The 13,310-nt window shown below is 72.1% G+C and carries 11 protein-coding genes and 1 tRNA gene; 5 read left to right on the top strand and 7 right to left on the bottom strand.

Going from position 1 to position 13,310, the window contains the following annotated elements; genetic code table 11:
• The first annotated feature begins 1,999 nt into the window (after window positions 1-1,999).
• The 5 genes from ABD832_RS17475 (at window position 2,000) to ABD832_RS17455 (ending at window position 7,262) form a co-directional block, all read left to right on the top strand.
• Window positions 2,000-3,013: a hypothetical protein gene (locus ABD832_RS17475; RefSeq protein WP_344895935.1), complete on the top strand. Its 1,014-nt coding sequence runs from the start codon at window positions 2,000-2,002 to the stop codon at window positions 3,011-3,013.
• Window positions 3,010-3,150, top strand: coding sequence for a hypothetical protein (locus ABD832_RS17470; protein ID WP_344895932.1), 141 nt, complete (start codon window positions 3,010-3,012; stop codon window positions 3,148-3,150). Before ABD832_RS17475 ends, ABD832_RS17470 begins: the two co-directional genes overlap by 4 nt.
• A 555-nt stretch (window positions 3,151-3,705) precedes the next feature.
• Entirely contained in the window at window positions 3,706-5,091 is a 1,386-nt protein-coding gene (locus ABD832_RS17465; protein ID WP_344895929.1) for a selenium-binding protein SBP56-related protein, read from the top strand.
• Window positions 5,092-5,227: 136 nt separating this feature from the next.
• Entirely contained in the window at window positions 5,228-5,896 is a 669-nt protein-coding gene (locus tag ABD832_RS17460) for a hypothetical protein (protein ID WP_344895926.1), read from the top strand.
• 118 nt (window positions 5,897-6,014) lie between these two features.
• Entirely contained in the window at window positions 6,015-7,262 is a 1,248-nt protein-coding gene (locus ABD832_RS17455; RefSeq protein WP_344895923.1) for a serpin family protein, read from the top strand.
• Between the two features lie 75 nt (window positions 7,263-7,337).
• On the opposite strand, the gene ABD832_RS17450 is transcribed toward ABD832_RS17455, so the two are convergent.
• The 7 genes from ABD832_RS17450 to ABD832_RS17420 all read right to left on the bottom strand — a co-directional run bounded on the left by ABD832_RS17450 (window position 7,338) and on the right by ABD832_RS17420 (window position 13,276).
• Entirely contained in the window at window positions 7,338-8,171 is an 834-nt protein-coding gene (locus tag ABD832_RS17450; RefSeq protein WP_344895920.1) for an SCO6745 family protein, read from the bottom strand.
• Window positions 8,172-8,338: 167 nt separating this feature from the next.
• The gene (locus ABD832_RS17445) at window positions 8,339-9,079 is read right to left on the bottom strand and encodes an SAM-dependent methyltransferase (RefSeq protein WP_344895917.1); all 741 of its coding nucleotides are present in this window, start codon (window positions 9,077-9,079) and stop codon (window positions 8,339-8,341) included.
• 78 nt (window positions 9,080-9,157) lie between these two features.
• Window positions 9,158-9,595, bottom strand: a complete 438-nt coding sequence (locus ABD832_RS17440; RefSeq protein ID WP_344895914.1) for an SRPBCC family protein — start codon at window positions 9,593-9,595, stop codon at window positions 9,158-9,160.
• Window positions 9,596-9,953: 358 nt separating this feature from the next.
• On the bottom strand, window positions 9,954-10,919 hold the full coding sequence (locus ABD832_RS17435) for a diacylglycerol/lipid kinase family protein (RefSeq protein WP_344895911.1): 966 nt from the start codon (window positions 10,917-10,919) through the stop codon (window positions 9,954-9,956).
• Between the two features lie 68 nt (window positions 10,920-10,987).
• Complete coding sequence (locus tag ABD832_RS17430; protein WP_344895908.1) at window positions 10,988-11,416, bottom strand: MarR family winged helix-turn-helix transcriptional regulator; 429 nt, start codon at window positions 11,414-11,416, stop codon at window positions 10,988-10,990.
• Window positions 11,417-11,753: 337 nt separating this feature from the next.
• A tRNA-Ala gene (locus ABD832_RS17425) sits at window positions 11,754-11,826 on the bottom strand.
• Between the two features lie 19 nt (window positions 11,827-11,845).
• Complete coding sequence (locus ABD832_RS17420; RefSeq protein ID WP_344895905.1) at window positions 11,846-13,276, bottom strand: MFS transporter; 1,431 nt, start codon at window positions 13,274-13,276, stop codon at window positions 11,846-11,848.
• Window positions 13,277-13,310: the final 34 nt, after the last annotated feature.

Genomic DNA, 13,310 nt, shown 5'->3' with positions numbered 1-13,310 from the left:
CGCCGGTGTCTCCGTCCTCGCCTTCGACGGCATTGAGCCCGTTCGAGCTGGGCTGCGTGGTCGAGGTGTTCGGCATCCCGCCGCCCGGAACTGCGCGTGCCCTGGTACGAGCTCGCGGTCTGCGCCGAGAGCCCCGCCCGACCTGCGGGTCGTGGGCGGATTCACCATGCGGGTGAGCACGGTCTCACGTAACTGGCCGAGGCCGGCACCGTGATCGTCCCCGGGGTGCGGACGTCCGGGACGAGGTGTCCCGCGGGTGGTCGCGGCCCTGCGCCGGGCCCACGAGCGGGGCGCGCGCGTCGTGTCGATCTGCTCGGGAGCCGTTCGCGCTGGCCGCCGCCGGCTGCTGACGACAGGGAGGCGACGAACCCACTGGAGGTACGCCGAGGAGCTCGCTCCAGCAGAGGTTCCCCCGGGTGCGGGTGGACCCGGACGTGCATCTACGTCGACGGCGAGGACGTGCGACCAGCGCGGGCAGCGCGGCCGGGCTGGACTGCTGATCCACCTGGTCCGCAAGGACCACGGGCGGGCGTGGCCAACGAGGTCGCCCGCAGGCTCGTCATCCCTCCGCACCGGAGGGCGGGCAGGCCCAGTTCATCCAGGCGCGGTCGCGCGCGGTACGCGAGGGTGCGCCGGGACGGCCGCGATGACCTGGGCGCTGGACCATCTCGCCGAACCCATCACGATCGCCGTCCTCAGCGGAGGTGTCGCGCGTGTCACACAGCGCACGTCATAAGGCATTTCAAGCGGCAGACCCGGGACGAGCCCGACTGCGATGGGTGATCTCCAGCGGGTGGCGGCCTAGCCTGACGACTGCTGAGTCGCACCTCCGCCGCTCCGTGGAGGTAGCATCGCCTCCGCCGTGGGCTTCGACAGCCCGGCGACCTTTCGCCCATCACATTTCACCCGCGCGATGCGCACACTGCTCGGCCTACCGGAGAGCGTTCCGCACCCCGGCCGGACCCGCCCCCTCGGGACCGTGAGATCACACTCCCGCCCGATGACACACCAATGAACCGAATTCCGGTTTGCGGGAAATTAAGACGCTTAGCGATATCATTATTACAATGAGCCCCATTGCGATTTATGTAGCGATTCATGTTTTCGTACGGCAAAGCGCGGTGCACCGTTCACCTAAGTGTCTTCACCGGATTCGAGCAGCACTTCTCGCACTCTTCACACCGAACACCTCAAGAATGGCCGCGTCGCGTTTTCTCTGAATACAGACAGGAGAGAGAAGGCACGTGTCTACTTTCATGCAACGGACCTTTGCGGGCGGCCGCGCTCAGCCGGGGCCGTCCTTCTTCTGCACTCCCCTGTTCCAGTTTCGGCCGATTCGCAGATTCCCGCCTCGGCCCAGGCCCGCCATGGCGGAATCAGCCCCACCAAGAGCGCTGCGGACCCGTGCCTCCTGCAGCTCGCCGCCATTTGCACGAATCTCTGTCCCGGTGGCTCCGGTGGTTCGCGTCCACCAGCGCGGCTCCGGTAGTCCGCGTCAGCGACGTGGTGGCCACCGGAACGATCATTCACAAGGCGGCACGCCCGACCTCGACCGACGGAACTACATCCCTGCTGTGCAGGTGGCTCGGTCTGCCGAGTTTCCTGTGCAAGCTTCCCGACGGGCTCCGCGGGCCCGCCGGCCCGAGGGGACCCGCCGGTCCTGCCGGACCTGAAGGACCCGCAGGCCCCGAGGGGCCGCAGGACCCGCGGGTGCTGACGGTCTTCCCGGACCGGAGGGTCCCGCCGGACCTCCCGGACCGGCAGGCGCCGACGGCCTTCCCCGGCCCGGCCGGAGCTGACGGTCTTCCTGGTCCCGAGGGCCCCGCCGGGCCTCCCGGACCGAAGGACCTTCCGGCCCGGCAGGCGCCGACGGTCTTCCCGGACCGGCCGGAGCCGACGGCCGTTCCCGGCCCCGAGGGTCCCGCCGGACCTCCCGGACCGGCCGGAGCCGACGGCCTTCCCGGTCCCGAGGGTCCCGCAGGGCCTCCCGGACCCGCGGGTGCCGACGGTCTTCCCGGTCTCGATGGCCCCGCAGGACCGCCCGGACCCGAAGGACCTCCCGGACCGGCAGGCGCAGACGGCCTTCCCGGCCCTGAGGGCCCCGCCGGACCTCCCGGACCCGCGGGAGCCGACGGCCTCATCGGACCCGCCGGTCCTTCCCGGACCGGAGGGTCCCGCCGGACCTCCCGGACCGGCCGGAGCCGACGGTCTCCCCGGAGCGGAGGGCCCGCTGGGCCTCCCGGACCGGCAGGAGCCGACGGCCTTCCCGGCCCCGCCGGAGCTGACGGCCTTCCCGGCCCCGAGGGTCCCGCAGGACCTCCCGGACCGGCAGGCGCAGACGGTCTCCCGGGCCCGGCAGGAGCTGACGGCCTTCCCGGCCCGGAGGGACCCGCCGGACCTCCCGGACCCGCGGGAGCCGACGGCCTCCCGGGCCCCGCCGGAGCTGACGGCCTTCCGGGCCCCGCCGGAGCTGACGGCCTTCCCGGCCCGGAGGGACCCGCCGGACCTCCCGGACCCGCGGGAGCCGACGGCCTCCCGGGCCCCGCCGGGGCTGACGGCCTTCCGGGCCCCGCTGGGGCTGACGGCCTTCCGGGCCCCGCTGGGGCTGACGGCCTTCCCGGACCGGAGGGACCCGCAGGGCCTCCCGGACCGGCAGGCGCAGACGGCCTCCCCGGCCCGGCAGGAGCCGACGGCCTCCCCGGCCCGGCAGGAGCTGACGGCCTCCCCGGCCCCGAGGGACCCGCCGGACCTCCCGGACCCGCGGGAGCCGACGGCCTCCCCGGCCCGGCAGGAGCCGACGGCCTTCCCGGCCCCGCCGGAGCAGACGGTCCTCCCGGGCCGGCAGGCCCCGAAGGACCCGCCGGACCCGAAGGACCGGCAGGCGCGGACGGCCTTCCCGGACCGGAGGGACCCGAAGGACCGGAAGGCCCCACCGGGCCTGAAGGACCCGAAGGCCCCGCCGGACCGCCTGGAGCCGGAACCGTCAGCGGACCGGTCGACACCGTCCGCGTGACCCCCATCCAGGTCGTCGCGACTCCGGTGTACGGCACCTCGGTCATCGGCGTCCCGGTCCTGGGCGCCTCCATGGGGATCGGTAGCTCCATGGGGATCGGGGCCATGGGGATCTGCACCCCGGTGAAGATCTGCTGAGGTTCTCCCAGAACTTCATGGAAGCAGGCCGATCGGCGCGTCACGAGCCGAGGGATCGTTCCGGGGTTCTCCATCACCGGAGAACGGGTCGCCGGAACGACCGGACGGGCGAGTGACGGCCGGGTGAAAGCGGAGAGGTGCGGGGCATCGTCGCCCCGCACCTCTCCCTTTGCTCTCCGCCCCGTGTCGTCCGGGCTCGCCCCTCTTCGCGCCCGTCGCCTCCACCCCGTCCCCGTCCTCGTCCCCGGCCCCGAAGATCCGGACGAAGATCGAACCCGGCGATCCGTCCCAGGGGCCGCCCCGGAACGCCACCGGCCCCTTTCCCCTTTGATCCGCCCCTTTTCGCCCTACGCCTTCACCCACGAAACGTCGTCGCCCCGCACGGCACACCGTCCCGCGAAATCCACCGCTTCACGAACCGGCTTCACGAATCGGCGGCGCCGGGCGGAGGACGCGGAAACCCGCGACGGTCGTACCGATATGTCCCCTGGACAGGACCGCATTTTCCTACAACATTGGTGGGGTATCGGTTCCGGCCTCGAAGAGGAGTTCACCGTGCCGCTCATCCAGCCCGATCCCACCTTCTATCCCTCCGCCCGCGAGGCCATGCTGGCGCCTCGGGAGGGACTGGCCTACGTCGCCCTGTTGGACACGACCGGCGAGGAACGGCCCGACGGGCTCGCCACGATCGACCTCTCCGACGGTTCGATCGTCGATGTGCACGACATGTCCGTCCCCGGTGACGAGCTCCATCACTTCGGGTGGAACGTGTGCAGCGCGGCCCTGTGCCCGTACGCGCCGCATCCGCACGTGGAAAGGCGTTACCTGGTCCTTCCGGGGCTCCGGTCCAGCAGGATCTACGTCTTCGACGTCAAGGACGACCCCCGGCGTCCCAAGCTCGTCAAGACGATCGAGCCGGAGACGATCTTCAAGAAGACCGGTTACAGCCGCCCCCACACCGTGCACTGCGGCACCGACGCCATCTACGTCAGCGCGCTCGGCAACGTGGACGGCGACGCGCCCGGCGGCGTGTTCACGCTCGACCACGACACCTTCGAACCGCAGGGCCGCTGGGAGGCCGACCGCGGGCCGCAACGGCTGCACTACGACTTCTGGTGGCACCTGGGACACGACACCATGATCACCAGTGAGTGGGCCACCCCCAACCAGATCGAGCCCGGCCCGTCGCTGGAGCTGCTCACCGGCCGCGGGTACGGCCACCGGCTGCACGTGTGGGACCTGACCAAACGCAGGCACCTCCAGGAGATCGACCTGGGCGACCGCCACCAGATGGCGCTGGAGTTGCGGCCCGCGCACGACCCGACCAGGACCTACGGGTTCGTCAACACGGTGGTCGACGTCGAGGACCTGTCGTCCAACATCTTCACCTGGTACCTGGAGGACGGCGTCTGGAAGGCCCGCAAGACGATCACGATCCCGGCCGAACCCGCCGACCCCGAGCTGCTGCCGGAGCCGCTCAAGCAGTTCGGCGCGGTACCGCCGCTGGTCAGCGACATCTCGCTGACCCTCGACGACCGCATCCTGCTCGTCTCGGCCTGGGGCACCGGAGAGCTCAGGGCGTACGACGTCTCCGACCCGTTCGCCCCCCGGCAGACCGGCTCGGTCAGGATCGGCGGGATCGTCCGGCGCGACGCCCATCCGGCCGCCCCGGACCGGGCGCTGAACGGGGGCCCGCAGATGGTCGAGGCCAGCAGGGACGGGCGACGGGTCTATTTCACCAACTCGCTCTACCGCTCCTGGGACGACGTCTTCTACCCCGACGGCATCTCCGGCTGGATGGCGAAGGTGGACGTCGCCGACGACGGCTCGCTCACCCTCGACCCGGGCTTCTTCACCGACTTCGCCGCGGACGGCCGTCGCGCGCACCAGATCCGCCTGCAGGGCGGCGACTCCTCCTCCGACTCCTACTGCTTCCCCTGACCCTCACCCCGCCCCCTCCCCACCCCGGGTCCCGCTGTCCCCTCCCCCGTTTCCGCCCCCGAGTCCCGTCCGCTCCCGGCCGCATCCGAGCCCGTCACCGGTCCCGGCCGTCTTCTCGTCCTGTGAGGCGCGTCCGATGGATCTGACCCCCCTGCTCGTCGTGGCCGGGCTCGGCGCCTTCCACGGCCTGAACCCGGCCATGGGCTGGCTCTTCGCGGTCGCGCTCGGCCTGCAGGAGCGCTCGCGCGCGGGCGTGCTGCGCGCGCTCCCGCCGATCGTGCTCGGTCACGCCGCCTCGGTGCTGGTCACGCTGGGGCTGGTGTCGGCCGCACGGCTCGCCGCCCCGCCGAAGGCGGTCTCGTACGGCGTGGCGGCCCTGGTGTGCGGGTTCGGCGTCTGGCGGCTGCTGAGGCGGCATCACCCCCGCAGGGTGGGCATGAAGGTGAACGGCCCGCAGCTCGCCGGGTGGTCGTTCCTGATGGCCACCGCCCACGGCGCGGGCCTGATGGTGCTCCCGGTCACCCTGGGCGCGGGAACCGGGCACGACGGGCACGGAGCCCACGGAGCCCACGGGGGGCACGGGGCTCACGGAGGCCAGGGCGAGCACGGTGCCGCCGCGCTGGCCTCGCAGACCCTGCTGGCGACGGGGGTGCACACGGTGGCGATGCTGGTCACGACCACCGTCCTGGCCCTGCTCGTCTACGAGCGGCTGGGGGTGGCGGTGCTGCGCAGGGCGTGGTTCAACCTCGATCTCGCCTGGGCCGTCGCCCTCATCGGCGCGGGCGCCTTCGCCGCGTTCGGCTGACGCCCCCGGCCAGGTGAACCGCCCGGACACCGGCGACGTCCCGGATATGCGAACCACCCGGACACCACCGACGTCCCGGACGCGTGAACCACCCGGCCGCCGCATACGTTGCACAGGCATGCGCCGACTGTTACCCGCACTGCTGGCCGTCGCCGCCCTCTCGGCATGCGCCATGTCCAAGCCCAGCCTGATCACCGCGAAGGGGGTGAAGCGGCTGGTCCCCACGAACCCCCCGGTCGCGGAGACCGTACGCGGCCTGACGGCCTTCGGGCACTCACTGCTCACGACCGCCGCGTCCGGAAGACCCAACGTCGTCCTGTCGCCCCTGAGCATCGCCCACGCGTTCGGCATGGCGAGGGCCGGGGCCGCCGGAACCACCGCCGACGAGCTCGACAGGGTCTTCGGCTTCCCCTTCGAAGGGCCGCACATCTCGCTCAACGCGCTCACCCGGCAGATCGTCACGACCGACGACCCGCCTCCCGTCCCCGGCCCGGACGAGGAGCGGGACGCCCAGGACGGCACGCCACGTCCCCCGGTCGTGGGCATCGCCGGCGGGCTGTTCGTCCAGGAGGGGCTGAGCGTCAAGCCGGACTTCCTGCGCACGCTCGCCGAGCAGTACGGCACGGGCGCGCACCAGGTCGACTTCACCGGGGACGCCACCGGGGTCATCGACGCCTGGGCCGAGGAACGGACGGCCGGGCGGATCACGAAGGTGTTCGACCGGCTGGACCCGCGGACCAAGCTGGTCATCGCGGGTGCCCTCTACCTCAAGGCCGACTGGGCGACGCCGTTCACCGACCCGCCCGAGGACGACGCCGCCTTCACCCGCGCGGACGGGACGACCGTGCGCGTCGCCCTGATGCGCCGCGACGGCGCCGTCCCGTACGTGGCGGGATCGGGCTGGCAGGCCGTGGAGCTGCGTTACGCCGGTGACGAGCTGGCCATGTGGGTCCTCGTGCCGGCCGCGGGCGCCGCCCCCGCGAGCCTGCTCTCCCCCGCGGTGCTGGCCGAGGTGGCCTCCGGCCTCCGGGAACGGCCGGTACGGCTGGCCATGCCGCGCTGGGACCTCTCCACCACCGTGGAGCTCGCGGAGCCGCTCGGGACGCTGGGGCTGCGCGGGTCCGACTACTCCGGGATCGTCGACGGCGCCACGCTCTCCCAGGCGGTCCATCGCGCCACCGTCACGGTGGACGAGTGGGGGACCGAGGCCGCCGCCGTCACCGGTCTCGCCTTCCCGGTGATGGCACCGGCCCCGCCCGACGTCGAGGTCCGCGCCGACCGTCCGTTCGCGTTCGCGATCGTGCACCGGCCGACGCTGACCCCGCTCTTTCTCGGCCAGGTCGGTGACCCGTCCGCCCGGGACTGACCCGGCCGCCCGACAGTGATCCGGCCGGCCGGGAGTGAGGCGGTGCCGCCTTGGAGTGAGGCGGTCCCGTCCGGCTCAGCCGGAGAAGGTCAGCAGGCCCGCGTCCACCACGGCCCGGCCGAAGACGCGGGCCTGCTCGGCCAGGCGGGCCAGTTCCTCGTCGGAGAGCGCGGCGTAGGCGGGCAGCGCCAGCTCGTCGGTACGGTCCTCGATCCGCTGCCGGAGCGCCCTGCCCTCGTCGGTGAGCTCCTCGCCGTCCATCAGGCCGCGCTCGCGCATCCCCTCGGCGGCGGCCTCCCACTCCTCCTCGGGCCACTCGCGGCTGAACTTGAGGAAGATCGTGGGCATCTGGCCCGTCGCGCCGTGCAGGACCAGCGCGTCCAGCGGGCCGACGCCCTCGGTCAGCAGGGCCGCCACGTGGGCGTCCCCGCGGAACTCGCGCAGCAGCGTCTGGGCGTGCCAGAGCTTCAGCAGCGGCTCGGACGGCCAGGGCAGCGTCGCGTGCGCGGCGAACAGCGGGCGTCCCTGGGGATGCTCGCAGGCCCGCAGCGCCGCGCGGGCGGCCAGCTCCGCGGTCTCGTCCAGGATGTCGATCTCGTGGATCCCGGCCCGGCGCAGTGCCGCGTCCGCGGCCTCCAGGCGGGCGCCGAGGATCTTCTCCGGGGTCGTCACCTGCCAGACGGCCGGGATGTGGCGCCGGACGAGCCCGGGGTGGAAGTTGTAGAAGGTCGCGATGACCAGCTCGGCGGAGGCGGTGCCGAAGGCCGCCGCCCGGGAGGCGAAGTAACCGGCGCGCCCCTCCACGCCCAGCGCGGCGTAGCGCTCGGTGGCCTCGGGAACGAAGTAGATCATCCCGTGCAGGGGCTCCAGGCGCCGCCAGGCTTGACGGGCGAACTGGACGTCGGTCATCTCATGCCTCCGAGCGATGGGCGGAACGGGTCGTCGTGCCCGGCCGGAGCCCGGGGCCGTCCGGCCCGCGCCGGACGAGGCCGGCGACCTCGTCCCGCGCCCGCGGGCACACCCCCGTTGACCGACCGGCCGGTATCGAGCAACTTATGCCTACCCGCCGGTAGCCGTCAACGAGGTCGCACCACGAAGACCCCCCAGCCGAGATGGCGCCTTCCGTACTCGACGTGCGAGCGCCGGCAGCGCTCCAGGAAGTCGCGCACCCCCTCGACGTCGGGGTCGCCGGGGTTGTCGCGGAGCCAGTCGCTCAGCGTCCACCACTGGCTCGCCACGTAGCGGTCCCAGCTGTCCCCGTCGGCGAGGACCATCTCCAGTACCTCGACCCCGGCGGCCTCGAACCTGTCGATCGTGCCCGCCAGCGAGGTGAAGTCCTCGCGGCCGAAGCCGAACGCCTCGTAGGCGCCCTCGGGAGGCTCGGAGTTCCAGTACGGCTCCCCGACGAGGAGGATCCCGCCCGCGCGCAGTGCGGGGAGCATCAGCTCGACCGTGCCGGCCAGGCCGTTCCCGATCCAGGTCGCCCCCAGGCAGGAGACGACGTCGAACGCGCCGCGCTCGGCCCGGTAGGCCGCGGCGTCGCCCTTCTCCAGGCGCACCCGGCCGGCCACCCCGAGTTCCTCGGCCCTGGCGCGCCCGGCGGCGAGGAAGACGTCGCTGATGTCGACCCCGACCCCCTCGATCCCGTACGCGAGGGACCACCGGCAGAGCATCTCCGCCTTGCCGCAGCACAGGTCGAGCAGGCGATGCCCCGGCCGGAGCCGGGCGATCTCCCCCAGCAGCGCCAGCTTGTCGTGGGTGAACGGGTTGAGGATGCGGTGCCCGCCCTCGGCGATCTCGTGAAAGCGCAGTGACATGGCCGCCATGCTTTCCCCGTATGCGACCGCGGGACAACCGGTTATCCGCGGGTCGTCACCGGTCCCGTCCGAAGAGGGTCAGGTCCGGGTGGTCACCAGGTCGCTCAGGCGGCGGAGGTCCTCCTGGTACTTGCGCCTGAGCGCGCGGCGCAGCAGGGGCGCGCGCAGGCGGTGCAGGCCGGAGAGCCCGACCCTGAGCCGCAGGGTCACCCGGCACCGGTCCTCGGCCAGCGGCACGACCGACCTCTCCCCCTCGGCGTCGATCCCCGAGGTCATCCGCCAGGCGAACTCCGTGCCCGGGACCACCCGGGTCACCTGGCCGCCGGTGCGGTAGGCGCGGCCGTGGAAGCTGATGACCTCGTCGGTGGTGGTACCCGGCACGACCGGGCCCGGGGGGTCCGGTGCCATGGTGGTCACGCCCGCGCGCCAGCGGGGGTCCTGGCCGAAGTCGGCGATGATCCGCCATATCTCGGCCGCGGGGTGCGCTATGTCGACCGACACGCGAAACTCGATCACGGCGCGTACACGACCCCCGTCAGGCGCCCCGGCCCCGTCCGGAGCCGTCGCCGGGCGGCGCCGCCGGGCGAGCGGGGAGCGGACGACCGGACCCGCCGGGGACGGCCGCGGATCCCGCCCGTCCCGGACGGGCCGTGGTGGTCACCGCCCCGCGCGCCGGGGACGCCGGCGTGCGTCCGGCGACCACCGGTCATCGGCCCGTTCGCTTCCATCACGCGAAAATATCGACAAACCGTACCGAATGCGTATTTGTTATGAATATTAGTGAAAAGAGGGGATCTGCCAGCGCGACCAGGGCGCCCGGGAACGCCGCCGTCACACGCGCCGGATCCTCATGCTTCCCGGGAGGGCCGATCGCTCAGGAGCGCGTGGCGTCGGCGGGCTCGCCGGTGCTCGTCGTGACCTCCGGGTTCCCCGAGGTGTCCGTGGACGCGGGGACGCGGATCGTGATGCCGGCCGGTACCACCTTGGCCTTGAGCTCGGTGACGGTGCCCTTGGCGCCGCCGTCCAGCTCGTAGGTCATGGGAGCGCCGAGCTTGGCGGTTATCTTGCGCGCCCGGGTCATCCGGACGAACGGCGAGTCGTCGGACCTGCCGGTCGTCATCCGGCCGAGCACCCGTGCCCACTGGATCGGCCCCTTCGCGGTGGTCACGCCGACCTCCAGCCACCCGTCGTCGGGGCGCGCGTCGTCGAACGCCTCGATCCCACCCGTGATGGTGCCGACGTTGCCGAGCAGCAGGCAGCTCGCCTCGCCCTCGAACCACGGCACCCCGTCGATCCTGACGTCCATGTGCACGAGCTCGCCGCGGATGTGGCGCAGGCCCGTCCACACGTAGGCGGCGCGTCCCAGGCGGTCCTTGAGACCCCGGTCCGCGTCCTTGATCATCGCCGCGTCGAACCCGACCCCGGCCATCACCGCGAAGTGCTCGCCGTTGACCTTCCCCAGGTCGAGCTTGCGGCTCTCGCCGTGGAAGGCGATGTGCACGGCCTTGGGCAGGTCCTCCGGAATGCCGAGGTTCTGCGCGAAGAGGTTGGCCGTCCCCGCGGGCAGGATGCCGATCGTCACGCCGGACTCCGCGAGCGCGTCCACGCAGCGCTGCACCATGCCGTCGCCGCCCCACACCAGGACCAGGTCGGCACCTTCCTTGAGGGCCTTGCGCGCCTGCTTCGGGGCCTTCTTGCTCTTGGGCACCTCGTACCAGAGCAGCTCGCCGACACCCTCGTCGGCGAGCAACCTGCGCAACTCGTCCAGGCCTCCGCCGAACGTCTTGCGCTGATGGGCGACCACCGCCACTGTGCCGACCTTCTGCTTCCGGGGGACCATCTGACCTCCTGTAGCACCACGTCGGATACGTTCTCGGCTGCCCTCACCCCTGGGGGGCAAACATCGCCTCAGCTCGCCGAACAGGCCAGAAGCCGCCTGAGCATGTCCCGCAGGAGCAGGCGGTCGTCTCCGGAGAGCGCGAACAGACAGACCGCCTGCGCGTGGCCACGCGACCAGAGTACGTCCCTCCTGCGCGTGCCCTCCTCGGTGAGCACCAGGCGTTTGACCCGGCGGTCGGAGGGGTCGGGCCTGCGGGTGACCAGGCCGCGACGTTCCAGGCCGTCGACGATGCCGGTCACGTTCGACGCCTCACAGGACAGCCAGTCGGCCAGCTCGCGCATCGGGACGGGGTCCCGCAGACGGGCCAGCGCCAGCGCCTGGGCGGGGGGAAGGTCCAGCTCCGCCGCGGTCGCGTTGAACTGCGCGCGCAGGCGTCCCGCGACCTGGCCGACCAGCTCGGTCAGCTCGGCCACGACGGGATCGGCATCGGCGCTCATGCCCCGATCGTACCTTCCCCTTCAGAATGTTGATTGTTGACATTCTTAACCTCTTGACGCAAAGCATGCCGACGGGATTCCCTCCCCCGGAGTCCCCGGGCACGGCTTTCGAACCGACTCGGGTGAGGCACCGAAGTCCTTGAACGGCCCTTCAATCGGTCCGGCTCGCGCGCGCCTTCTCGAAAGCACGCCTTCTGCACGAAACCCTCGTCGGCGACCCGCTCGACGATCGGCCCGGCGGCCACGACGGCCGGGAAACGACGAGATCCCGTCCGATCGAGGTGATCGGACGGGATCTCGTGAACCGCCTTCGGGCCGCTGCGAGAGCGGCTCGACGTGGAGCTATGGGGATTCGAACCCCAGACCTCCTCCATGCCATGGAGGCGCGCTACCAGCTGCGCCATAGCCCCTTGCGACGCAGATGAAATCCTAACCGATCGCCGGCACCTCTCGCGCCAGCATTCCGGAGACCAGGGCGATGGCGGCGGACCCGACGGCGCTCGCGGTGATGATGGCGAAGGAGATCACGTACGCGCTCCGGGACGGGACGGAGGTCCCGGCGATGGTGATCGAGGTGAGCAGGGCGGAGGTCGCGGCGCCCGAGACGCTGCCGCCGATGGAGCGGACCAGGGAGTTGATCCCGCTGGCGATGCCGCTCTCGTGCATCGGCACGTGCTGGACGGCGAGCGCCCCCAGCGCGGCGTAGGCGATGCCGAGGCCCAGGCCCTGCACGGCGTTGGAGCCGATCAGGTGGGACACCGAGTCGTTGAAGAGGGTGAACCAGCCGAATCCGACCGCGCACAGGCTCGCGCCGAGGGCCAGGGAGTAGGCGGGACCGAGCCGGCCGGACAGGCGGCCGGCCATGAAGGAGGCGAGCAGCATGGTCACGGTGCTGGGCAGCGCGTAGATGCCGACGTCCAGCACGGAGCCGCCGAACCCGTACCCGGCGGAGGAGGGCGTCTGGACGAAGCTGGAGATCAGCGTGAACGAGCCGAACATGGCGAAGCCCAGGAGCAGCGAGGCCAGGTTCGCGGGCAGCGAGCGCGGGCCGACGAGCAGGTGGAGGCGGACCATCGGGGCGCGGAGCCGCAGCTGGCTGTAGACCCACGCGGCGCAGACGGCGACCGCGCCGGCGAACAGCCCCAGGACGGTTCCCGACCCCCAGCCCCAGTCGTTGCCCTTGGAGATGGCCAGCAGCAGGCAGACCAGCCAGAGGGACAGCAGGCCCGCGCCGACGAGATCGGGACGGCCGCCGGCGCCTTTCCCGGTGTCGTGGGCGCTCAGCGCGATGAGGACGATCGCGGCCACGGCGAGACCGGCGGTGATCCAGAAGACCGGGTGGTGGTCGGGGGTCCGGTCGGCGATCAGGCCGGTGACGATCATACCGAGGCTGCCGCCGACGCCCATGGTGGCGCTGACCACCCCGATGGCCGTCATGACCCTGGTGGCCGGGAAGCTGTCCTTGATCATGCCGATGGCCAGCGGGATCAGCGCCGCGGACGCGCCCTGCAGGGCCCGCCCGGCGATCAGGACGGGCAGGGAGGCCGACAGCGCGCAGATCACCGACCCCAGCACGAGCAGGCCCACGGTGAACAGGATCATGCGCTTCTTGCCGTACATGTCGCCCAGGCGTGAGAGCAGCGGGGTGGCGACCGCGGCGGCCAGCAGCGAGGCGGTGAAGACCCAGGTCACCTCGGCGACCGAGACGCCGAAGGTGATCATCAGCCTGGGCAGCAGCGGGATGACCACGGTCTGCTGGACCGAGACGACCATCCCGGCCGCCGAGAGCGCCACCAGGGTCGGCCAGAGACGCCTCCCCTGCCGCACGGCACCCGGTTCGGCGAGGGTCGTTCCGGTCACTGCGTGCTCCTTCGCTGCCGACGTCCGTCCTGAA

The sequence above is a fragment of the Streptosporangium longisporum genome, from assembly GCF_039534895.1.
In the GTDB taxonomy this organism is placed as follows: Bacteria; Actinomycetota; Actinomycetes; order Streptosporangiales; family Streptosporangiaceae; genus Streptosporangium; species Streptosporangium longisporum.
The sequence above is the reverse complement of the archived record's forward strand: the minus strand, read 5'-3'. Positions and strand labels throughout refer to the sequence as shown.